Origin of the sequence: Psychroserpens luteus (assembly GCF_015319355.1) — a bacterium.
GTDB lineage: Bacteria > Bacteroidota > Bacteroidia > Flavobacteriales > Flavobacteriaceae > Psychroserpens > Psychroserpens luteus.
The window spans coordinates 210,988-234,154 of sequence record NZ_JADILU010000001.1 but is presented as its reverse complement, the minus strand read 5'-3'; the positions used below and the strand labels follow the sequence as shown (position 1 = coordinate 234,154).

The following is a 23,167-nucleotide window of genomic DNA, read 5'->3' as shown; positions in this document are numbered from 1 at the left end:
ATTTTCAACAAATATAAAATAAGTTTTAGATTAGTCTAAAAATTATTTTAAAATTTTAATATATGTATATTTGTTACTTAGTTTATATAATAGTTATGATTACACTTACCGAAGAAAATTATATCAAAGCCATCTATCATTTGGGAAACTATGGTAAAGACATGGTCAACACGAATGCTATTGCTGAAGTTTTAAATACTAAAGCATCATCTGTTACTGATATGGTTAAGAAGTTAGCAGATAAAGAGTACCTCAACTATAAAAAGTATCAAGGTGTTAAATTGACTAAAAATGGTATTAATATTGCAGTCAATATTGTTAGAAAACATAGGCTTTGGGAAGTTTTTTTAGTAGAAAAATTAAATTTTACTTGGGATGAAGTCCATGAAGTGGCAGAGCATTTAGAACACATCAAATCTGACAAACTAATTGATGAACTTGATGCTTTTTTAGAATTCCCTATGTACGATCCACATGGAGACCCTATTCCTGATAAAAATGGAAAGTTTAATAAAATTGACAAAATAGCTTTGTTACAAGCTGAAATTGGAACACAATATAAGTGTATTGGAGTTGAGGACACTTCTACTAATTTTCTTCAATATTTAGATAGTAATTCTATTGGTTTAGGTACAACTATTGAAGTTTTACATAAAGAACCTTTTGATAACTCTGTAAAAATAAAACTGAACACCACCGAAATGGTCGTGTCGCAAAATGTTGCTAAAAATCTATATTTAAAAGCTCTCTAGCCTAAATGACTTTAGTGACATCCACAATCATCTTGACCACAAGCTTTAGAACCCGATGTTTTTTTCTTTGGAAGTACACCATACTTATGCAATAAAAACCAAATCGCTAAAGCAACTGCTATAAAAACTAATATGTTTTGAATTATCGTGTTCATATCTGTTTGGTCGTATCTAAACCTATTTCTTTACTTTAAAACCTGATAAGCAATCAATGCAACAACATAAGCAAATGCACTCATAATTACTAATTGATACATTGGCCATTTCCAAGAGTTAGTTTCTCGTTTTACAACTGCTAAAGTACTCATACATTGCATGGCAAAGGCGTAAAAAAGTAAGAGTGAGATTCCGCTAGCAAAATTAAATAAAGGTCCTCCCAAAATTGGGTTGACTTCTCCTGCCATTCGGTTTTTTATAGTTTCTTCTTCATCACTTCCAACACTATAAATAGTTGCTAATGTTCCTACAAAAACTTCACGCGCTGCAAATGAACTTACAATGGCGATTCCTATTTTCCAATCATAACCTAATGGTCTAATAGCTGGCTCAATGGCATGTCCTGCAATACCTATAAATGAATGTTCTAGTTGATGTGATGATATTTTTTGTTGCAATTCTTCCGAAGATAAATTTTCCGAAGCAAATTGAGTTGTTATAATTTCTTCTGCATTATTGAAATCATCTCCAGATCCATAAGATGCAAGAAACCAAAGCACAATTGATATGGCTAAAATGATTTTACCTGCACCAAACACAAATGATTTTGTTTTCTCTAAAACAGTAAGCGCTACATTTTTAAATAATGGCAACTTATAATTTGGCATTTCTACCACAAAAAAGGTCTTACTCTTAATTTTTAAAATTTTATTTAAAATCCAAGCTGAAATAATTGCTGCGCCAAATCCAATAAGGTAGAGTAACATTAAGGTTAATGCTTGATAACTCAAACCGAAGAAACGACCTTCTGGTATGACTAATGAAATGATTATTAAATAGACTGGTAGTCGTGCAGAACAGGTTGTGAAAGGCGTCACTAAAATGGTAATTAATCGTTCTTTCCAACTTTCAATATTTCGAGTAGCCATAATTGCAGGAATGGCACAAGCTGTTCCTGATATTAATGGCACAACACTTTTCCCGCTTAATCCAAATCGCCTCATAATACGATCCATTAAAAAGACGACGCGACTCATATAGCCCGTTTCTTCTAATACTGAGATGAATAAAAATAAAAATGCGATCTGCGGAATGAATATTACAATACCACCCAATCCAGGAATAATACCCTCGGCAATTAAACTTGTAAAAGCGCCTTCTGGCATGACATTTTTTGTCCATTCGCTTAATGACGCAAATGCACTGTCAATAAAATCCATAGGAACACTTGACCAATCATAGATGGCCTGAAAAATTGTGAGTAAAATAACCGCAAAAATCAAATAACCCCAAACCTTATGAGTAAGTATTCTATCTAATTTTATTCTAAGATCTTTAGCAGATTTAAGATCTATCGTCTGCCCTTTTTTAAGCGTATTATTGATAAATTGATAGCGTTTTATAGTTTCTTTTTGCTGTAAACGTTTAAGATCTGCTTTACCTTTTGTTTTAAAACTATTGATGGCATCAATTTCGTTTCTATCAATTTTTCCGAAGTTAACATCTTGCGTGATAACCAACCACAGTTTATATAATAATTGATTTGGGAATGCTTTTCTTAGTTTATCAAAATACTCTTTATCAATTTCCGAAGCATTCAAACAAGGCTCTGTAGAAAGCTCTTTGTAATTTGTAATCAACTCCTTAAGTTGATCAATCCCTTTATTTTTTCTAGTACTTACAAGTGCAATTTTAGTTTGTAGTTCTTTTTCTAAATATGCGATATCTAACTGAATGCCTTTATAAGCCATTCTATCAGACATATTAATAACTAGAATTGTAGGGATTTTTAAATCTTTAATTTGAGTGTATAAGAGTAAATTTCGTTTTAAATTTTCTACATCACTTACGACGACTGCAACATCAGGGAAATCTTTATCGTTTTTATTAAGAAGTAATTCAATCACCACATTTTCATCAAGAGAAGACGCATTTAAACTATACGTTCCTGGTAAATCAATGATATGAGCTTTAACTCCTCTTGGGAGTTTACAGATACCTTCTTTTTTCTCAACCGTAATTCCTGGGTAGTTACCTACTTTTTGATTTAAACCGGTAAGCGAATTAAAAACAGAGGTTTTACCTGTATTTGGGTTTCCAATAAGTGCAACATTTATTTGTTTAGACATTGGAGATCTCGATTAAAATGTGAATTGCAGTTTCTTTTCTTATCGCTAAATGGGTTCCATTAATATTGAGATACATGGGATCTGCAAATGGAGCAACTTGTACTAACTCGACAGGATTACCAGGTAAACATCCCATTTCTAAGAGTTTAAGTGGTATATGAATTGATGAAACATCGATAATTACACCTTGTTGACCTCGTTTGATATCTGCTAATGTTAATTTCAAGCTTATTTAGATTGATTTTAAGTAAGCAAAAGTAAAGGAAAATTTTAGTGTAAAAAAATTGTAGTCGTTTTTTATTGATATTCCTTTTTTAGACGCTTAATATCTTGTATTAATGAATCTACAGAAGTCGGGCTCACTCCATTGTATAACCCTCTAATTTGCTTGTTTTTATCTATGAGTGCAAAGTTTTCGGTGTGCACCATTCCGTAGTCTTCAGAATTATCATCCTTGACTACTAAATATGATTTTCTTGCTAGATCGTAGATTTGTTTTCGGTCTCCTGTGACAAGATTCCATTTTTTATCATTAACTCCTTTCTCAACCGCATAACGCTTTAATTGCGCTACCGAATCTATTTCTGGAGTTACTGAGTGAGATAACAACATCACCTCATCATCATTCAAAATCTCTTGTTGTACACGAAACATCTGGTCTGTCATAATTGGACAAATTGTTTGGCAAGTTGTAAAAAAAAAGTCTGCCACATAGATTTTATCCTTATAAGTGTCTTGAGTAACCGTTTCACCATTTTGATTTATGAGTTCAAAATCTGCAATTTTATGATACTTTTTTTTATACTGAATCGTACTATCTACAAGTGAAGCATCTACTCTATTAGGTTGATAGATTGGTAAAGGATACTCTACATATAAAGCTGAATAAATAAAATAAATAATCACACCTGATACTATCGCAAAAACGAAAAAAAACAATTTCAACTGTTTTAGATATCTCAACATAAACTGATATTTAGGACTTTATACAAAGTGACTTGTAAGTTTGGTGTGCAAAAATACGACAGAATACCTACAAATTACCTACTTTTAACTTAGAACTAATTCAAACTTTTACCATTTGCTAAAAAATTGACTTTATTTAGTTATTTATCCTCTTTTTATCTTTCCATAGACATGCTATGCAGATCAAAAAAGCTTTCAAATAACTAAAAATTGACTAATTTTCGCTTAAACGCTAAAAGATTAAACTAGTTCTTACTATTAGAATAAAAAGAAAATATTATGAAATTAAGATTACTCCTCATATTAGGGTTCTACTCTACACTATCATTTTCACAAGATTATAACGAAACTTTAGATGCCATTAGTGAGGCTGAGGCCAAGTCTGCATTAAATCATATGATGCAACGCTCAAACCTCAACACAGGTAATTATGATTTAAAATATCATAGACTAGAACTGGATTTGGATCCTTCAGTTGCGTTTATTTCTGGAGATATTACTAGTTACTTTGAAGCAAAAAGTGATATATCAACAGTTACATTTGATTTGACCTCAAATATGATTGTTTCTCAAGTTATGCAAAGAGGAAATGCATTATCATTTACCCAAAATACTGATGATGAGTTAATAATCACATTACCAATAATCCAAAATACTGGTGTTTTAGATTCATTAACAGTAAGTTATTCTGGAAATCCAATAAGTTCTGGTTTTGGTTCATTTGAGCAAACCGAACACAATGGAGCTCCTGTAATTTGGACACTTTCTGAACCTTATGGTGCAAAAGCTTGGTGGCCTTGCAAGCAAGATTTAAATGATAAAATAGATGCTATTGATGTATTTATAACGACACCACAATTCAATACTTCTAATGAAGAATATATATCTGTTTCTAATGGATTAGAACAAAGTCAAGTCGTTAATGGCACATCAAAAACGACTCACTTTAAGCATGAATATCCAATACCAGCATATCTCATTGCAATTGCTGCTACTAATTATGAAGTCTATTCTCATATAGTACCAAATAATGGGAATCCGTTTGACATTGTGAACTATGTATATCCCGAAAGTCTAACAAATGCACAGGCCAACACACCTATCACTGTAGATATCATGAATATCTACACAAATCTATTTGAAGAATATCCTTATGCTGATGAAAAATATGGTCATGCTCAATTTGGCTGGGGAGGCGGAATGGAACACACAACTGTCTCATTTATGGGAAGCTTTGGTCGCAATCTTGTTGCTCATGAATTAGCTCATCAATGGTTTGGAAACAAAATTACCTGCGGAAGTTGGAAAGACATCTGGCTTAACGAAGGTTTTGCCACCTACTTATCTGGAATTACAATTGAAAATTTAGATGGCAACGATGCTTTTACCACATGGAAACAGCAACGAAATAGTTCCATCACTTCACAAACGGATGGATCTGTATATCTCACAGATACAGACACCACAAGTGTAAGCAGAATATTTAGCAGTAGATTATCTTACAACAAAGGATCTATGGTTTTACATATGCTTCGAAAAAAACTTGGAGATACACCATTTTTCCAAGCTTTACAGACTTATTTAGCTAGTTCAGAGCATGCTTATGACTATGCTAAAACGGAAGATTTTATCAATATAGTCGAAACATCTACTGGAGAAGATTTGACCGAGTTTTTTGATGATTGGTTATACAATCAAGGCTATCCTAGTTATACAATAAACTGGAACCAACCTGCAACGAATCAAGTATCAATAACTATAGTGCAAACTCAGAGTCATCCTTCGGTTTCCTTTTTTGAAGCGCCAGTTCCTGTGCGTTTAATTGGTACTCTTGGCGAAACACTAAATCTTGTTTTAGATAACAGTACTAATGGACAAAACTTTTTAGAGACTGTTAATTTTGAAATTCAGAATGTGGTGTTTGATCCAGAATCTGATTTAATCTCAAGAAATAACAATGTGGTTTTAGGTGTTGACGATTTAGAGATAGCTAATGCCCTCTTGTTGTATCCAAATCCAACTTCCGAAGTATTATTTATTGACAAACCTTCAAGTTTAGATATTTCCGAAGTGAAAATTTTTAATCCGTTAGGTCAACTAATTAATCGGTTACCATTCAACTCCACTATTGATACATCTGCTTGGAATTCAGGATTATTCTTTGTTCAATTTCAAACCAAAGATGGTGTCATTACTAAAACGGTGTTAAAAAAATAAGTATACATCGTGCTAAAACGTTACTTTTGCAACTTAGAATTTTTTTGATTTAAGATACATGGAGTTTGTAATAAGAATATCTCAATTTTTACTGAGTCTTTCACTACTAATCGTTTTACACGAATTAGGACATTTTATACCAGCTAAGTTATTTGGAGCTAGAGTAGAGAAATTTTACCTATTTTTTGATTTAAAGTTTTCTTTATTTAAAAAGAAAGTTGGAGATACGGTTTATGGTATTGGGTGGCTACCTCTTGGTGGTTATGTGAAAATCTCTGGTATGATGGACGAGAGTATGGATAAGGAGCAAATGGCTCAACCGCCAAAACCTTGGGAATTCCGTTCAAAACCAGCTTGGCAACGTCTAATTATTATGCTTGGTGGTGTTACTGTAAATTTCATACTTGCCTATGTTATTTATGTCTTCTTAGCTTTTGGTTATGGAGATACAGATATTACTACAGATAGTGTAAAAGATGGTTACTCGGTTACAAATCCTATCCTTATAGATTTAGGTTTAAAAACAGGAGATAAGGTTGTTTCAATTAATGGTGAAAAAGTAACGATGGTTTCTGAAATAAGAAAGAAACTAATTGAAGCTGAAAAATTAACCATTCTAAGCAATAACGAAACAAAAGAAATCACACTACCAGAAGATTTTTTAGGGCAATTAAGTACAGGAGATAGCAGAAGCTTTTTTGGCTTACGTTATCCTTTTATTGTAGATTTTGTTATTGATACTTTAGCAAATAAAGGAAAAGATCTTAAAACTGGAGATATTATAGTCTCTATAAATAATGAGCCTTTAAAGTATTTTGATGAATTAGAAAGTAGAGTAAAACCATTCTCTGGCACACAGGTTTCTGTTGGTATTTTGAGAGACGGAAAAACCATCCCAATGCAACTTAATGTTGATAATGATGGGAAACTAGGTATTATGCCAGGCGGTAACTTTAGTGACCTTGAAAAATTAGACTATTATGATATCGTAAAGAAAGAATATGGTTTAGGAGAAAGTGTTGTAGTAGGTTTTGATAAGTTTACAAGTCAAGTGTCTTCTTACGGAGTACAACTTAAAAAAATATTCACACCTAGTACAGGAGCCTATAAAGGTGTTGGTGGTTTTAAAGCGATTTATAGTATTTTCCCTGCCGAATGGAGCTGGCAAGCTTTTTGGGCACTTACTGCTTTTCTATCCATTATGTTAGGTGTACTTAATTTATTACCAATACCTGTTTTAGATGGTGGTCACGTTATGTTTTTATTGTATGAAATGATTTCAGGAAGAGCGCCAAATGAGAAATTTTTAGAGCGAGCTCAGCTTGTTGGATTTATTCTATTAATTGCTATGGTGCTGTCTGCCAATATTAATGATTGGATTTAGATAAATTTTTAAAAAATTTTTCAAAAAAGTCTTTGACTAACTTAAAAAATAATATATATTTGCGCTCGCTTAAGCGAAAAATAACCTTCCTCTTTAGCTCAGTTGGTTAGAGCATCTGACTGTTAATCAGAGGGTCCAAAGTTCGAGTCTTTGAAGAGGAGCATACAAAGCCATTACGAAAGTAGTGGCTTTTTTGTTTTATAGCCTTAAATATTAAAGAATGGTCTATTAAATCAAAACAACCGCATCTGCCCATCCTTATAAACCTCATGTAGTTCAGTATTGAGTTGAGGCATCAATTTTCCTTTAAAGTATTTTAGTCGTGCCAATTTAACTAAATCATTAATTTGCTTAGCTATTTGACCTTCACCACGCATACGTTGACCAAATCTAGAATCGTTTAGCGTTCCTCCATGGCAGTCTTCTATTTGATGTAATACTTTATCTGCTCGATCTGGCATGGTTTTATGAATCCAATCTGTAAATATGCCTCCAATAGCACCATTTAATCTCACGATGGTATGCGCTATACTAGATGCTCCAGCATCTGCAACCGCTTTTGCTAGTGGTAAAATCTCATGACTATTTATTGACGGAATAATTGGTGCCAACATCACATTAACAGGAATCCCATTATCACTTAAAACCTTTACAGTTTCTAAACGTTTTTTTATGGTTGCTGTTCTAGGCTCTAGAATTCGTCTCGTTGTTTCTGATAATGACGTAATTGAGATATTAACGTTTACTAAATTATCTTTAGACAACGCTTTAAGCAAATCTAAATCTCGAAGAATTAAAGCGTTTTTTGTAATAATACCAACAGGATGTTTATATTTTAAAAACACCTCCAAACATTGCCTTGTGATTTCAAATTTTTGTTCTGCAGGTTGGTAACAATCTGTATTACCAGACATTATAATAGGATATGCTTCCCAACTCTTACGTTTAAGAAAAGCCTCTAATAATTTTGGAGCATCCTTTTTAACTAAAATGCGACGTTCAAAATCTAAACCTGCACTATATCCCCAAAATTCGTGACTATTTCTAGCGTAACAATAAATACAACCATGTTCACAGCCTTGATACATATTCATAGAATATGCCATCCCAACATCTGGACTCTTAACTTTATTGACTATAGTTTTTGGAAATACGGGAAGATATAACGTTTTATTTTTATCTGGCTCTTCGCCTTCTTTTGCACAATATTCTAAAAAATCATTTCTCTGTTCATGGCTCAATTGAAAAAACCGGTTGTGTACATTTTGCTGCGCACCACGACCTTTTATAATTGATTTATTTAACATATTGTTTATTTTTTGTAAAATTACAAAAATGTTATATTAAAAAATCCAATTAAGATCTAACTTATAAACAAATCACAAAATTTTAATTATTTACCAGGAAAGTCAGCTTTACGCTTTTCTAAAAACGCTGTAGTGCCTTCTTTAAAGTCTTCGGTACCAAAACATTTACCAAATTGTTTGATTTCAGTTTTATAACCATCAACGCCATCTTTGTAATTTGCATTTATAGCTTTAATGGCTCCTTTGATTGCGACAGAAGAATTTCGCATTATTTTACTAGCAATTTTTTCAGCTAAAGCAATCAATTCCTCTTGAGAAGTCACATGATTAACCAATCCGTACTCTAACGCCTGATTAGCATCAATCATTCCTGCGGTCATCACCATTTCCATAGCTCTACCTTTACCAACTAATTGCGGTAAACGCTGTGTACCACCATAACCAGGAATCACTCCTAGAGACACTTCTGGAAGCCCCATTTTTGCATTAGTACTCGCTACCCTAAAATGACAAGCCATTGCTAATTCTAAACCTCCTCCAAGTGCAAAACCATTTACAGCTGCAATAACTGGAGTCGATAGATTTTCGATATAATCAAACAGAATTTTTTGACCATTAGCTGCTAATTTTCCTCCGTTTTTCACATCGAAATCTGCAAATTCACTAATATCCGCACCAGCAACAAAAGCTTTTTCGCCACTTCCTGTGATGATAATAACTTTGCTGTCCTTACTTTTATTAGCTGCTTTAAAAGCGCCATGAAGCTCTTCTATAGTTGCTTTATTAAGCGCATTAAGTTTATTTGGCCTATTAACAGTAATTGTTGTAATTCCGTTATTTGTTGTACTTAAAATATTTTGGTAACTCATCGAAAATTTATTTTTATTCCCGAGACATTGGGAATCTTATTAATATATTTTTTAAAAACACTTTTACAAAAGTGTTGCACTTGATTTATAGTTATTGAATATTTACTAAGAGATTCCTGCCTTCGCAGGAATAGCATTATTTCTTCGGAAATGTAACCGTAAAAGTGGTTCCAATACCTAGTTGAGATGTAAAGGTAATATTTCCTTTGTAAGTTTCAACAATGTTTTTTACCATAGCAAGCCCTAATCCCATTCCGCTTGATTTTGTAGTGAATTTAGGTTCAAAAATTTTTATTTCATTGTCTTCGGAAATTCCCACACCATTATCTTCAACCGTAATTTTAACCATCTCGTTGTCTGAAAACACTCTAACTTCAATTCTAGGATTTTCTTGTTCATCAGGAATAGCCTGAATACTGTTTTTAACCAAATTAGTAACAACACGTATCAATTGTGTGCGATCAAAATTGGCTAGGATTTCATCTTCTTCCGAAGAAAAAACAATATAATCTTCACTAAAAATATCCAACCCTAACTTAACAATATTCACCACATTTAAGGTTTCATTTTTTTGTGCTGGCATTTTAGCAAAATTTGAAAAAGCAGATGCTATTGAACTTAACGTATCAATTTGCTGAATCAACGTCTGGCTATATTCATCAACTTTTTGATGAATATTTTCATCCTGAGGATCAAACTTTCGTTGAAAACTCTGAACACTTAATCGCATTGGTGTTAACGGGTTTTTAATCTCATGAGCCACCTGCTTTGCCATTTCTCTCCATGCTTGTTCTCTTTCACTAGTTGCCAATTGTACAGCACTTTCTTCAAGCTCATCAATCATACTATTATATGAGTTGACCAAAGTAGAAATCTCTTCACTTGATGAAGATACATCAATTCTCTTATTCCTTTTTTCTAAGCGTGTTTCATTGATTTTATCTGAAATCGTCTTAAGTGTTCTTGTAATGTATTTTGATAATAATAAAGCTAATAGAATAGCAATTAACATCATAAAAACATAAGCGTAGGCCAAACGTTCTAAAAACTCATTAAGTTCTTTATTGAGGAAGTCGTCATTCTCTAAATAAGGTAAGTTTAATATAGCTAATGGCTTAGATCTTACATCATAAATATATCTATATGAAGATTGAAAAGTTTCACCGTTTTTTTGATTTTTAACGACAAACCTATGCTCTGCTCCATTTGAAATTGCATTTAAAATATCAACATCAATACAGCTCACAACTGAATCTTTAGTAATACTAGCTTTTGAAGATTTTAAAAGCGTTCCATCCAAATCATATAAAATAACTCTCAAACCATGAATGGCATCAATACGATAGATTTCATCCTTAAAAATCAAAGGGACTTTCTCTGTTTCTACAGGCCAAGTTGTTTCTCTAATGACATAGTTTATGTCACTAATAATAGCAGCTTCTTTGCGCTCTAATCGTTCTTTATGGTAATCTCTTGCTTCTTCATTGTATTGGTAAATTGTTACACCTGCAATTAATACAGACGCAATTAGCACCAATAATATCATAGCAAAGAAAATACGGACTCGTAAAGACAGTTTGTTTAACTTCATTTCAACTTTTGTAGTGCAATAAATGTAACAATAATTAAGCCATTTTTAAGCATCTGGATTTTTGCTTCGTATTTTTTTATAAATTTTGAATCCAAGCATCAATAAAATGCCTAAGACAAAAATACCTACAACACCAAAGATCCAGTTTATGGCACTTTTCAGAATTACTAAAAACACGACCGCGAAGAGAATAAAAGTGGCTCCTTCATTCCAGAGACGCATGAAGTTAGACGTTTTTCTTACATCGTCGTTTTGTAATTGTTTGTAATATTGATGTGTTTGTAGATGGTATAAAATGAGCAATACAACAAACCCTAACTTCACATGCATCCAAGGTGCAAGAAGCAAACCTGGATTTAAAACAAGTAACCAAACTGCAAAAGAAGTTGCTAAAATTGCTGATGGCCATGTGATGATATTCCATAATCGTTTAGCCATTAATTTGAGTTGCTTTCCTAAAATCTCCTTTTCTGGAGATGGCTTATGAAATGATTCAATTTGATACACAAATAATCTTGGGATGTAAAATAAACCTGCAAACCATGTCACTATAAAAATGAGATGTAAGGCTTTTATGTAGTTGTAGTATTCCATTAAGTTTTGTCTGATAGTATCATTGACGAAGCTAAATATAACAGTTTAATAAATTATAACTGTCACATCAAGCGTAGTCGAGATGCTCATTTTTCGAAATTTTTATAATTCGTTTCGTTCTTGCAAATTGATAAATCCTTCAATAATTCAAAATCTTCATTTGCCAAAGCTAACTTTTTACTTCGACTCCATTTTTTTATTTTTTTTTCATAAAACTGTGCTTGATCAAACTGCATAAATTCTTGATGATAAATTAATCTTAATGGTCTTTTTCTATATGTATAACAATCAATATTCAATCCCAATTTATGCTCTTCCAAACGTCTATCAATACTATTTGTCATTCCTGTGTAAATAGAATCATCTGAACATTTTAACATATAAACGTAATAGAATTTCATAATTGTCTTTTTATTACTTCTCGACTCCGCTCGAAGTGACAGAGTTAATCTTCAACAAATAAGTAGTTTAATTGTTTATTGTTGAATGCTTTATTAAACGCAGTGATTTCACTACTAATTAATGTATTAAAAGCATCTAATTGTGTTTTAATCTGCTCACTTAACTCATTTTTTACAGCAATATCCTGATCTGTTGGCGCAAAGTCTCCCATACCAACTAATGAATTTAGATGTCCCAATTTATTAGTTAATCTAATTGGGAAATTTAAAGGGTCTTGACCACTTTTGTTTTGAGTTTGATATAAAGCTTCTTCAATTTCAGTAAATTGCTCTTTAAGTACTTTTGACTTTTCCAAAAGCTCCTTTACAGATTCATTATCCTTGTATTGCGTTTCAAAAGCAGTCAATTGTTTTTTGATATTTCTAATTTTTTTAATGGATTTATGAGCATCATCCATTGTTTTATTGATGTCTTTTATGAAAATAAATTGTTTTTCCATATCAGCTTGAGTACTCTCTGCTCTTGGATCTGCAACAATATTAAACGATTGTGGTATTGCTTTTCCATTAATATTAAGATGCACTTTATAAGTTCCCGGAATTGCTTGTGGACCATCTAAACTTGCCCACCATAAAATCATTCCATCCAATTTTTCGGCACCATCATACGTCATATCCCAAACAAATTGGTTCATTCCTTTTTTGACCTCAAGTTTATCTTTTTTCTTATTTTTAGTAGAAAACGTCTTTATTGTATCTCCTTTAGGATCAAAATAAGTTAAGGAAACCTCATCATTTTTAACGTCATAATTTTTCAAATTAAAATACGTCATCACTCCATTAGGATGATTTGTACCAGACGTTTTACTACCACTTCTACTTCCACCACGCATTCTGTAAGTATCTTTTGGTTTGAACAATTTATTTTCTCGGTCCCAATAGCTATCGGGATTGCCATATAATTGATGCAAAACAGTTAAATCATCAATCATCCAAAGGCTTCGTCCTTGAGTTGCAACAATTAGATTATTGTCTTTAATCGCTAAATCTGTTATTGGAACAATAGGAAGATTTAACTGAAACGGTTTCCAGTTCTTTCCATCATTAAAAGAAATATACATCCCAGTTTCAGTTCCTGCATAAAGCAAACCTTTTTGTTTTGGATCTTCTCTTAATACTCTTGTAAAGTGTTCTTCATTTATTCCTTCTGTGATTTTCTTCCAAGATTTTCCGTAGTCTGTAGTTTTATATAAATAAGGTGCAAAATCACCTGTTTTATATTTAGTTCCTGCAACATAACAAGTTCCTGCATCAAAAGCACTTGGTTCAATACTATTAATCATCATCCATTCTGGCATGCCTTTAGGAGTAACATTTTCCCAATTTTGACCACCATCTTTAGTCATATGAATTAATCCGTCATCACTACCAACCCACAATAAACCTTCGGTAATTGGAGATTCTTGAGCTGCAAAAATGGTGCAATAATATTCTACAGAGGTATTATCCTGAGTAATTGGTCCTCCTGAAGATTTTAATTTTTCAGGATCGTTTCGTGTTAAATCCGGACTAACAATGTCCCAACTCTGACCTTCATTTTCGGTCACGTGAACGTGTTGTGAAAATGTATACAGACGATTTGGATTATGCTTAGAAAATATAATAGGGAAATTCCACTGAAAACGATATTTCATACCTTCTGCTCCATGACCCATTGGGTTGTCTGGCCAAACATTAATTGCTCTAACGGTTCCTGTTCTATGGTTTTTTCTGGTTAAAAAACCATCATAACTTCCACCATAAATAATATCATTATCCTCTGGATCGACAGCAATATGTGCCGATTCTCCTCCTGCTGTATTTTCCCAATCATCTTCGGAAATTGAACGTCCATCTGTTCTATGCGGAATTCTCACAGTTGAATTATCCTGCTGAGCAGCATAAATACGATATGGGAAACTGTTATCTGTAGTCACACGATAAAACTGAGATGTTGGTTGATTGTGATACGTACTCCACGTCTCACCACCATCATAAGTCACTTGTGCTCCACCATCGTCTCCAATAATCATTCGGTTTGGATCTTCTGGTGCAATCCATAAATCGTGATGATCTCCATGAGGAGCATTGTAGGTGTCAAATGATTTTCCGCCATCTGTACTTTTATGGTAACGTACATTCAATACGTAAACGACATCTGCATCTTTAGTATCTGCATATAATCTTGTGTAATACCAAGCACGTTGTCGCAATTTACGCTCACTGTTGACTTGATTCCAAGTCTCTCCACCATCATCACTGCGATACAATCCTCCTTTATCTTTGTTTTCAATAATTGCCCATACACGTTGGTTATTCACTGGTGAAACCGTTACTCCCATAATCCCAAGTGTACCTTCTGGAAATCCTTTTTTAGTAGATATTTCTGTCCAAGTTTCACCTTTATCTGTACTTTTCCATAATGCAGAACCTTCGCCTCCAGAACTCAAACTATAAGGTGTACGTTGAATTCTCCACGTTGAAGCATAGAGAATTCTTGGATTAGTTGGGTCTATCAATAAATCAACAACACCTGCATTTTCGTTAGCGAATAATGTTTTTTTCCACGTTTTTCCACCATCTGTACTTTTATAAACACCTCGTTCTTGTGTTGGTTTGTAGATATTACCAAGAACACCAGCATACACCACATTATGATCTGTAGGGTCTACTGCAATTCTTGGTACGTGACGTGAATTTTTTAGTCCTGCGGAAGTCCACGTTTTCCCAGCATCAACACTTTTCCAAATCCCATAACCTGAAGACACATTACCACGAACTGTTTTCTCTCCTCCTCCAACATACAAGACATTAGGATCGCTTTTTGAAACTGTTATTGCTCCAATACTTCCGCCAAAAAACCCATCGGAAATATTTTCCCAACTGCGTCCACCATCTTGTGTTTTCCAAATTCCTCCACCTGTTGCTCCAAAATAATACAAATTAGGTTTATTAGGAACTCCAGTGACTGCTGCACTTCTTCCGCCACGAAAAGGCCCAAGAAGTCGATATTCTAGTGCGTCGTATTGTGATTCTTCAAAAGATTGAGCTTCTAAGGTGCTTAAATTTCCGAAGAGAAAAAGGCACAAAAGTGTAGTGAAAAGTCTCATTGTGTTGTTGGTTTTTATTATAAAAAAGCTATACGTAAAAATACAATAGAAATTGAGATTATCACCTTACTCAATCAAAATTAGGTTTTACATGATGAAAAGAACAGTTTACTCATTATTAATTTTAAAATACGACGCCTTAAAATATCTTTGAAACAGTTTTACTGGGCTGAGCGGATAAAAAACCCGAAAATATACGTAGAACTACGTATTAATTCGTGTTAATTAAAACTCTAGATTGCTAGCTAACCTTTAAACCAAATTATTTATGAAACAAAACATTAAAAACTATCTCAAACTTGGTATTTTGCTTGTTGGATTTCAATTACTTTACAAACTTGTCAAAAAGTAGATGAAGTAATTTTAGAAAATAGCACAAAATCTAACGTCGAATTTACCTATGAATATCAAACTAAACAAACCTTTAGTAAAAACAGTAAACTGTCGTCACAACTCTCTAAAATAAAATCTGTAGAAAACAGATACAATAGCAGATATGTATCAAGTGATCAATATGGTTTTGTATTAGATACTGATTTTACTAAATATGTTGAAGCAGTTGATGGGTCGCATCACTCTTATACGTTTTCAATAAGAAGAGAAAACCCAAATGAATTAACAGAAAACTTGGTATTAACACTACAAGATGACGGTACATATAATACTGCTATTGTAGCCTATCATTTTCCAGACTTTAACAATATAGGTATAGGTCGCCAAGAAATCGATTTTGATAGTGATACTATATTTGATAATATGACAAGTAGAGTTTGTATAGGTTGGTATTCATGTACGAGTTGGAATTATTGCGAATGCGAGGAAGACCCTACTTGTGGAGCATATTCGTATGATCAGGTTTGTACCGATGATAATCAAGTTGAATTTGCGGAAGCAGAAGAATCTGGCAGTGGTACTACTACAGGCTCAACCAGTGGTAATGGCTCAACATCATCTGGTACTACAGGAGAAAACGATGTTACCCAATGGGATGGAACAGTTTGGACTTCTGGAGGTGGTGGTAATGGTGATACAGATACTGATGACACCAATACTGGAGGCTCTACAACTACTTCCTCTCCTTTTATTTTAACACCTAAAACCCCTTGCGAAAAAATGAATAAACTAAAAGCAGATACAGGATTTAGAGCTAAAATGGTAGAACTCAAGACTGCTGCTGATGATGAGAATGTTGAAAATACATTTACATTATATAACAAAACTGGACTTGCACCTTTAACAGACAAATATCTTTATGCTCCTAAAAATGGCACACCTAGTCAACCAAAAGTCACTTATAACTACTTTGCAAGTACTCAAGGTTTTATTCGTAGTCATTATAATGGTCTACTATCAACAATCTCAGTAAAAGATTTACAAGACATGTATATTACAATGTTACAAATAATGGTACGTACAAGATAATGAGGATGGTATTGTAAAAATGCTCCATAAAAAAAATGCTGGCTTAGCTATGTTTAAACCTAAAGATAATACTTTTACTAATTATCTAAAACTAGAATATGCTTCTGGCGATACTATTGAATCAAACTGCAACGAAAATTAAAAAACAAAATATGAAATCAATACTAATAATTTTTATAACTCTAATATCAATACAGGCTAATAGCCAAGTAGTTGAACTATGTAATTATGAAAGCAATCCAGATGAAGCTCCAAGTGGCACTTATTTTAAAGATATAAACAACACGTTTACGCCTTTTTTAGGAACTTGGCAATATACCAATGGTAACGAAGTAATTACATTTAAAATTGAAAAAGTAACTCATTATTATGTCAGCGAAAATCAAACATACGAAGATTTTTTAGTAGGTAACTATAACTATTCTCAAGATGGTGGTTTGACCAATATCGTTAACGAAATTACACCATCTCTTTTAGATGAGAGTCCAGATGCCAGTGTTATGTATTCACCTTGTGCTAAAGATTCTCCCAACAAGGTTACATTGACATTTTACGATGTTATACTGGATAAAGGGTTTGGTTTAATTACTTTTGAATTTTTACCCGGAAGTACAAATCAGATGCAAGCTAGTTTGGCAAATATAGAAGGAACCTATGGTCATTTAGAAGGCACTCCTGAACATAATTTCAATTTCTCAATTCCTACAAGTTTTGTAGTTACAAAATTGTAATTTATAATAAAAAATAGCAGTTGTAAATATATAAGTTGTTTATGACTGCTTTTTTAATTAGGAAAGCATATATGATTAATTTACATAAAATAATATTATGTAGTCGCCTTATCTAATTTTAACCGAATCTCACGTCGCAAGAAGAACCAAGTCACAATAGTAGATAATACATCTGATATTGGAAATGACATCCAAATGCCCAGTTCTCCAAAATAAAGAGGCATAATATACATTAACGGAATAAAGAAAATAGCTTGCCTTGTCAATGTTAATATCAAAGCTGGCAATGCTTTCCCGACTGCTTGAAAATATGCTGCTCCAATAAGTTGCAATGCCAGAATAGGAACCGCAGCAAAGGTCCAACGCATATTGGTTGGCGTGACACGAATCACATCTGCATCTGTAGTAAACCATTTGGTCACAACTTCTGGAAACACCATTAAACAGATAAACACAATAGCTGCTAGAATAGTTGCATATTTAATTGCTGTATAAATAACTTCTTTTACGCGATCATAATGATGCGCTCCAAAATTATAGCCTGCAATGGGAATAAAGCCTTGAGTAATCCCAAAAATAGGAAACAACGCAAACATGCTCAATCTCCCAACAATCGCATAAGCGGTTACTGAAGTTTCTCCACCAATATCAAAGAGCGCATTGTTGACGAGCAAAAATGTAACGCTCACAACTGCTTGCCTTGCTAAGGTTACAAAGCCAAGTGAACCAATTTCTGAAACAATTGTTTTCTTTAATTTAAAATGGGAGAGATTGATTTTTAATTCGGAATTTTTAGATAAGAAATACCACAAAATAAATAAAAATGAAACGACATAAGAACCTGTAGATGCCCAAGCTGCTCCTGCCATTCCAAAATCCATGATATTGATAAAAATATAATCAAATACTAAGTTACCAATAGACGGAATCAACATGGCATACATTGCGAATTTAGGATTCCCTTCTGCTCTAATCACAGTATTTCCCATCATTACGAATCCTAGAATAGGAACACCATACAAGATGATTTCATAATAGACTTTAGCAGGATCAAAAATATTGCCTTTACCTCCAAAAGCTGGAATGAGTGTATCCACGAAATAGAGCCCAAAAATGGCAAATGATACAGTAAACAAAAAGGTTAAGGTAATTTGATTGCCAAAAGTTTTAAAAGCCTTTGTAGGATTATCTGCACCTAAGGCACGAGAAATCATAGATGAGCCTCCAATACCAATAGCCATTCCTAAAGCAGCAATAAAAAATGAAACGGGAAGTACAACGTTTATGGCTGCTATTGCGGTTGAACCAATCCAATTTCCGACGAAAATAGTATCGACCAGAATATTGAGTGACATCACTAAAATCCCTATAGATGCAGGAACAGCTTGCTTTATGAGCAGTTTCCCAATGGGTTGCGTTCCTAAATCTTTAGATGATGTTTTTGCCATTATGCGGTAACGTTTTCAGAAGTTGCCCAATCATTAATCCAGTTGGATAATAAATCTACAAATTCTTTGTCGTCATTTAAACAAGGTACTGTTGTAAAGTCTTTTCCACCCATTTCATGAAAAATTTCCTCACCTTCCATAGCAATTTCTTCAAGAGTTTCTAAGCAATCACTCACAAAAGCAGGTGTAACGATGGCCATTTTTTTGATGCCTTCTTTACCCAAACGCTCAATTGTACGATCTGTATAAGGTTGCAACCATGGATCAAACCCTAATCTAGACTGGAAAGATGTTGAAAAAGTACCTGGCTCTAATTTGAGCTTTTCACCTACTAATCTTGTAACTTCTTTACATTGATGTTTATAACAAAATTCGTGAGCTGGTGATGGTGTTTTACAACACACACAATTCTCCTTATCACTAGGTTTACAATGCGATTTTGTAATATCACTTTTTCTAATGTGACGTTCTGGAACACCATGATATGAGAATAATAAATGCTCATAATCTTTACCTTTGAGATGCCTTGCAACCGAATTTGAAAGCACTTCGATATACTGTGGATTGTTATAAAAAGGTTTTAAATCGGTTATTTTTATCTGCGGAAAATTGGCTTTTCTAATCTCTTCTGCTAAAACAAGAATAGTCTCGGTCGTTGCCATAGCAAACTGTGGATACAACGGAATAAGAAACACCTCATCAACGCCTTTATCTACCAATTCTTGAAGTCCTTTTTTAATGGTCATACTTCCGTAGCGCATTGCTAAAGCCACTGGTACATTAATTTCTTTTTGAATTCCGTTTTGTAAACGTTCAGAAAGCACAATTAAAGGCGACCCTTCGTCCCACCATATTTTTTTATAAGCAGCAGCCGATGCTTTTGGTCTTGTGTTTAAAATAATTCCTTTTACGAGTAATGTTCTTGCCCAAAGCGGAACATCAATCACACGTTCATCCATTAAAAATTCTCCTAAATACTTTTTAACGTCTTTAGGGTTTGGGCTATCTGGTGAGCCTAAGTTTACAAGTAAAACTCCTTTTTTCATTTATTTATCTTTTTCCGCAGTTAAAAATTTAAAACCTATATCCAATTCTAAGGTGTAAATTCACTGCTACATCTGGATCATCTAAAAGTATGACATTATCTTTTTCAAATACATGAACATACCCAACACCAATACCAGTTTCATAATTAAAATGTTTACCAATATTACGTCTAATTCCCCAAGTTGGGATAATTGAGATATCACTTAAAAATATAACGTTATTGGGTTTATTTATAGTAAACCAATCTGGATGATAACTTGTTTTAATAGAGATAAAATTACCACTGTTTCCATCAGTACGTCTAGATTTTGCTTTGCGCTTTTCTAGATTGTAATACCAACGAGGTTCTAATGTAATTACTGAAACAAAAAATGCTGATGTATTTCCATAAACGTCACCTCCCGTAATACCAGTATCAAGACCAATTTCACTTCTTAATGCAATAGAATTTGATAACCTAGATTCATTATGAACCCAAACACCTAAAAATCCAGTTTGAACGCCAAAGACAGATTTTTCTACACTTTCTTTAGTTGCATCATTTTGAGAACTAACAGTTATAGACAGTCCTAAAATAAGATATAGTATGATATACTTTTTCATGAATTTTTACATTAAAATTAGAGATACTACTCTTTTAACAACTCAGTTCTCACACTCTTTGGAATAATAGAATCTACTAATTGCTTCATGGCATCATCATTTCCAATAAATTTCCAACCATCATATTGTGGGTCTTTGATTGCAAACATTGTAGCATCCATATTAATCACTAAAGACATAGTTTTAGGATCTGAAGCCACGTTACCTTCTCCAAATTGAGTATCCATGGTCACTTTCATAAACTCTAAGAAAGCTTTTTGATCTTCGGCAGATTTATCTTTTTCAGATAAGAACGTCATTTTCATTTTACTGTTATAAAAAACCGCAGCATAAGTAACTCCTTCTACCTCTTTTTTATCTGTAACTTTAGTCACATCATTAGATAAGAATTCAATTTTCATATCTGGAGAGCTAAACATTTGCTCCATACCAGCTTTCATTTGATCTCTTGATGCCATTTCAAAAACTTTAGGGTACATATAATCTAAAACGCCATCAAAATTTTGAGCTGTCATGTAATCATAGTAAGTCTGAGCATTTTTAGACACCTCTTCTCTATGAGATTGCGCAAAGCTTGAAATTGAAATTAATAAAGTAAATATTAATATTATGAGGCTTTTCATAGTAAAATTTGTTTTTACAAAAATACGATAGTATTTTTTAAAGAATACTTTCCCTAAGTCAAAATTGGGTCTCACTTGACAGAATATCCATTTTACGCATTATCTCTATTTTATGTTGTAGTCTTTTTTTTTAATTTTAACGTGTTAAAACTAAACATGAAAAACACATATAAACTAATACTGCTACTCACAATAATATTCAGCTCATGCAAAGCACAAAATGCTCCCTTATATCAAATGAATCCAGATTTACCAGAAGGCACGCATTTCAAGGATTTAGATAATGATCTCGATAATTTTGAAGGTACTTGGAAATGGCAAAGTAATGATTCAATTATTACCATAGTTCTACAAAAAAAAGTAGACGTTTATGACAGTGACTATAATCAATATGAAGACTATCTAATTGGAGAATATAAATTCACTGTTGGCAATAACATTATACAAGACTATTTAACTAGGCTAAATGATAATTCGTTAGCAGGCTTAGATCATTATATAGCTGGTAATACGATATTACACAAAGGTCAATATCCTAAATGTGAAGATTGCACAATTAACCAAAGACAAGTTTTTGTATATTTTACAGATCCACTTTATGAGTATATACATTCTTCTATGGTGTTAAGACATAAAATAGAGAATGGGATCGAAAAGATGAAAGTTGTATTCTACTCTTATAATAGTTTTGTACCACCAAGTACGGATTCTCCATTAGCAAACAGAATCCCATTTGGTGATTATACATTTATAAAGCAATAAATTAAATTAATAAAGGCTTCAACATAAAAATTGAAGCCTTTTTATTTTCTAACCCAAAGCCATCAAATATTTCTTAGGTGTCGTGCCATATTTCTTTTTAAATGCTGAAATGAAATGACTCGACGTACTGTAACCCACTTTAAGACCAACTTCGTTGACATTATGGTTTCCAGCTTCTAGAAGTTTACGAGCAACTTCCATTTTATAATCAAATAAGAAACTAAACACAGAATCTCCATAAATTTGCTTAAAGCCTTCTTTTAGCTTTTTAAGACTTAAGCCTATTTCTTCGCTCAATTCCTGTAATGTTGGTGGCTCTGCCATGCGAGCAATCATAATATCTTTGGCTTTTCTAATTTTAATGACGTTGGTTTCATCTACTAAAAACGGACATTGCTCAATATCTGCATCCTCACTCCTATTAAAATACAAACTCAACAATTCTAAAGCTTTACCTTTAAAATAGAGTGTTTTAATAGATGAATTAAGGTTGTAATTGATAATTTGGTTGAGCGCAATTGCCATAGATGGAGAAATCTTACCATCTTTATAGTATTTCTTGTCTTTATTATCTTCGCTCAAAAACGTGATATAATCTGCTTCTTGAGAAAACAAACCGTGAAATTTTTTAATCGAAACCAAAACAGATACCAACCAAGATTTAGAGTGGACTTCCAAATGAATCGGCAAATCACGTTGCGGATTATACAACAACAATGAATTCTCTTCCTCAATCTTCAATCTATAATTACCATTATTAAAAATAAACTCACTTGACCCTTTAATACAGTAGTGAAACTGAATAAAACTACTATCAATCTCACGTTCAACTATTTGTAAATCGTTTGTTTCATTTTGATAGGTAAGCACAAAAAAACCGTCATCTAATTTTGTTTCGTTAAATGAACCTCTAGCGATATTTTTTGAGTCTGAAAAATCCATAATGTTTTTATTCTTATTTAGATTCGTTCTAAACTAACAGGGTTTAAAGCGTTGATATGACTACAAAAATATGA

General features: G+C 33.0%; 22 protein-coding genes and 1 tRNA gene. 8 read left to right on the top strand and 15 right to left on the bottom strand.

Going from position 1 to position 23,167, the window contains the following annotated elements; translation table 11 throughout:
• Positions 1 to 95: 95 nt before the first annotated feature.
• Positions 96 to 752 carry a metal-dependent transcriptional regulator gene (locus tag IM744_RS01060; protein WP_194506228.1) on the top strand — a complete coding sequence of 219 codons (657 nt, stop codon included), beginning with the start codon at positions 96 to 98 and terminating at the stop codon, positions 750 to 752.
• A gap of 11 nt (positions 753 to 763) precedes the next feature.
• Here the strand turns inward: IM744_RS01060 and IM744_RS01055 are convergent, their stop codons facing one another.
• The 4 genes from IM744_RS01055 to IM744_RS01040 form a co-directional block, all read right to left on the bottom strand.
• Entirely contained in the window at positions 764 to 907 is a 144-nt protein-coding gene (locus tag IM744_RS01055) for a FeoB-associated Cys-rich membrane protein (protein ID WP_194506227.1), read from the bottom strand.
• 30 nt (positions 908 to 937) lie between these two features.
• The gene (gene feoB / locus IM744_RS01050; protein WP_194506226.1) at positions 938 to 3,037 is read right to left on the bottom strand and encodes a ferrous iron transport protein B; all 2,100 of its coding nucleotides are present in this window, start codon (positions 3,035 to 3,037) and stop codon (positions 938 to 940) included.
• A complete protein-coding gene (locus IM744_RS01045) occupies positions 3,030 to 3,263 on the bottom strand; it encodes a FeoA family protein (protein ID WP_194506225.1) in 234 nt (77 codons plus the stop codon). The genes feoB and IM744_RS01045 overlap by 8 nt, the downstream gene beginning before the upstream one ends.
• Positions 3,264 to 3,334: 71 nt before the next feature.
• Positions 3,335 to 4,003 carry an SCO family protein gene (locus IM744_RS01040; protein WP_194506224.1) on the bottom strand — a complete coding sequence of 223 codons (669 nt, stop codon included), beginning with the start codon at positions 4,001 to 4,003 and terminating at the stop codon, positions 3,335 to 3,337.
• A 279-nt stretch (positions 4,004 to 4,282) separates the two neighbouring features.
• On the opposite strand from IM744_RS01040, the gene IM744_RS01035 reads away from it, so the two are divergent.
• The 3 genes from IM744_RS01035 (at position 4,283) to IM744_RS01025 (ending at position 7,765) form a co-directional block, all read left to right on the top strand.
• Positions 4,283 to 6,220 carry a M1 family aminopeptidase gene (locus IM744_RS01035; RefSeq protein ID WP_194506223.1) on the top strand — a complete coding sequence of 646 codons (1,938 nt, stop codon included), beginning with the start codon at positions 4,283 to 4,285 and terminating at the stop codon, positions 6,218 to 6,220.
• 58 nt (positions 6,221 to 6,278) lie between these two features.
• Positions 6,279 to 7,604: an RIP metalloprotease RseP gene (gene rseP / locus IM744_RS01030; protein WP_194506222.1), complete on the top strand. Its 1,326-nt coding sequence runs from the start codon at positions 6,279 to 6,281 to the stop codon at positions 7,602 to 7,604.
• Between the two features lie 87 nt (positions 7,605 to 7,691).
• Positions 7,692 to 7,765: transfer RNA gene (locus tag IM744_RS01025), tRNA-Asn, on the top strand.
• A 72-nt stretch (positions 7,766 to 7,837) separates the two neighbouring features.
• Here IM744_RS01025 and IM744_RS01020 read toward each other — a convergent pair.
• From IM744_RS01020 to IM744_RS00995, 6 genes are all read right to left on the bottom strand, one after another.
• The gene (locus tag IM744_RS01020) at positions 7,838 to 8,911 is read right to left on the bottom strand and encodes a PA0069 family radical SAM protein (RefSeq protein ID WP_194506221.1); all 1,074 of its coding nucleotides are present in this window, start codon (positions 8,909 to 8,911) and stop codon (positions 7,838 to 7,840) included.
• An 86-nt stretch (positions 8,912 to 8,997) separates the two neighbouring features.
• Positions 8,998 to 9,780, bottom strand: a complete 783-nt coding sequence (locus IM744_RS01015) for an enoyl-CoA hydratase/isomerase family protein (RefSeq protein ID WP_194506220.1) — start codon at positions 9,778 to 9,780, stop codon at positions 8,998 to 9,000.
• A 136-nt stretch (positions 9,781 to 9,916) separates the two neighbouring features.
• On the bottom strand, positions 9,917 to 11,371 hold the full coding sequence (locus IM744_RS01010; RefSeq protein WP_194506219.1) for a sensor histidine kinase: 1,455 nt from the start codon (positions 11,369 to 11,371) through the stop codon (positions 9,917 to 9,919).
• Between the two features lie 45 nt (positions 11,372 to 11,416).
• The gene (locus IM744_RS01005) at positions 11,417 to 11,965 is read right to left on the bottom strand and encodes a CopD family protein (RefSeq protein ID WP_194506218.1); all 549 of its coding nucleotides are present in this window, start codon (positions 11,963 to 11,965) and stop codon (positions 11,417 to 11,419) included.
• An 86-nt stretch (positions 11,966 to 12,051) separates the two neighbouring features.
• Positions 12,052 to 12,366 carry a GIY-YIG nuclease family protein gene (locus tag IM744_RS01000; RefSeq protein WP_194506217.1) on the bottom strand — a complete coding sequence of 105 codons (315 nt, stop codon included), beginning with the start codon at positions 12,364 to 12,366 and terminating at the stop codon, positions 12,052 to 12,054.
• Between the two features lie 44 nt (positions 12,367 to 12,410).
• Complete coding sequence (locus IM744_RS00995) at positions 12,411 to 15,515, bottom strand: VPS10 domain-containing protein (RefSeq protein WP_194506216.1); 3,105 nt, start codon at positions 15,513 to 15,515, stop codon at positions 12,411 to 12,413.
• 627 nt (positions 15,516 to 16,142) lie between these two features.
• Here IM744_RS00995 and IM744_RS00990 point away from each other — a divergent pair.
• Genes IM744_RS00990 through IM744_RS00985 form a run of 3 tightly spaced genes read left to right on the top strand, consistent with a single transcriptional unit; the run spans position 16,143 to position 17,668 of the window.
• Positions 16,143 to 16,937 carry a hypothetical protein gene (locus IM744_RS00990; RefSeq protein WP_194506215.1) on the top strand — a complete coding sequence of 265 codons (795 nt, stop codon included), beginning with the start codon at positions 16,143 to 16,145 and terminating at the stop codon, positions 16,935 to 16,937.
• A gap of 19 nt (positions 16,938 to 16,956) precedes the next feature.
• Positions 16,957 to 17,079, top strand: a complete 123-nt coding sequence (locus IM744_RS20770) for a hypothetical protein (protein WP_262892941.1) — start codon at positions 16,957 to 16,959, stop codon at positions 17,077 to 17,079.
• A 10-nt stretch (positions 17,080 to 17,089) separates the two neighbouring features.
• Positions 17,090 to 17,668, top strand: a complete 579-nt coding sequence (locus tag IM744_RS00985; protein WP_194506214.1) for a DUF6705 family protein — start codon at positions 17,090 to 17,092, stop codon at positions 17,666 to 17,668.
• Positions 17,669 to 17,763: 95 nt separating this feature from the next.
• Here the strand turns inward: IM744_RS00985 and IM744_RS00980 are convergent, their stop codons facing one another.
• Genes IM744_RS00980 through IM744_RS00965 form a run of 4 tightly spaced genes read right to left on the bottom strand, consistent with a single transcriptional unit; the run spans position 17,764 to position 21,389 of the window.
• Entirely contained in the window at positions 17,764 to 19,116 is a 1,353-nt protein-coding gene (locus IM744_RS00980) for an MATE family efflux transporter (protein WP_194506213.1), read from the bottom strand.
• Positions 19,116 to 20,162, bottom strand: a complete 1,047-nt coding sequence (gene hemH, locus IM744_RS00975) for a ferrochelatase (RefSeq protein ID WP_194506212.1) — start codon at positions 20,160 to 20,162, stop codon at positions 19,116 to 19,118. The genes IM744_RS00980 and hemH overlap by 1 nt, the downstream gene beginning before the upstream one ends.
• Before the next feature lie 28 nt (positions 20,163 to 20,190).
• Positions 20,191 to 20,766: a hypothetical protein gene (locus tag IM744_RS00970; RefSeq protein ID WP_194506211.1), complete on the bottom strand. Its 576-nt coding sequence runs from the start codon at positions 20,764 to 20,766 to the stop codon at positions 20,191 to 20,193.
• Between the two features lie 26 nt (positions 20,767 to 20,792).
• Entirely contained in the window at positions 20,793 to 21,389 is a 597-nt protein-coding gene (locus tag IM744_RS00965; protein ID WP_194506210.1) for a hypothetical protein, read from the bottom strand.
• Between the two features lie 156 nt (positions 21,390 to 21,545).
• Between IM744_RS00965 and IM744_RS00960 the strand changes: the two genes are divergently transcribed.
• Positions 21,546 to 22,151, top strand: coding sequence for a DUF6705 family protein (locus IM744_RS00960; RefSeq protein ID WP_194506209.1), 606 nt, complete (start codon positions 21,546 to 21,548; stop codon positions 22,149 to 22,151).
• Between the two features lie 48 nt (positions 22,152 to 22,199).
• Here IM744_RS00960 and IM744_RS00955 read toward each other — a convergent pair whose 3' ends face one another.
• Entirely contained in the window at positions 22,200 to 23,093 is an 894-nt protein-coding gene (locus IM744_RS00955) for a helix-turn-helix transcriptional regulator (protein ID WP_194506208.1), read from the bottom strand.
• Between the last annotated feature and the right edge of the window lie 74 nt (positions 23,094 to 23,167).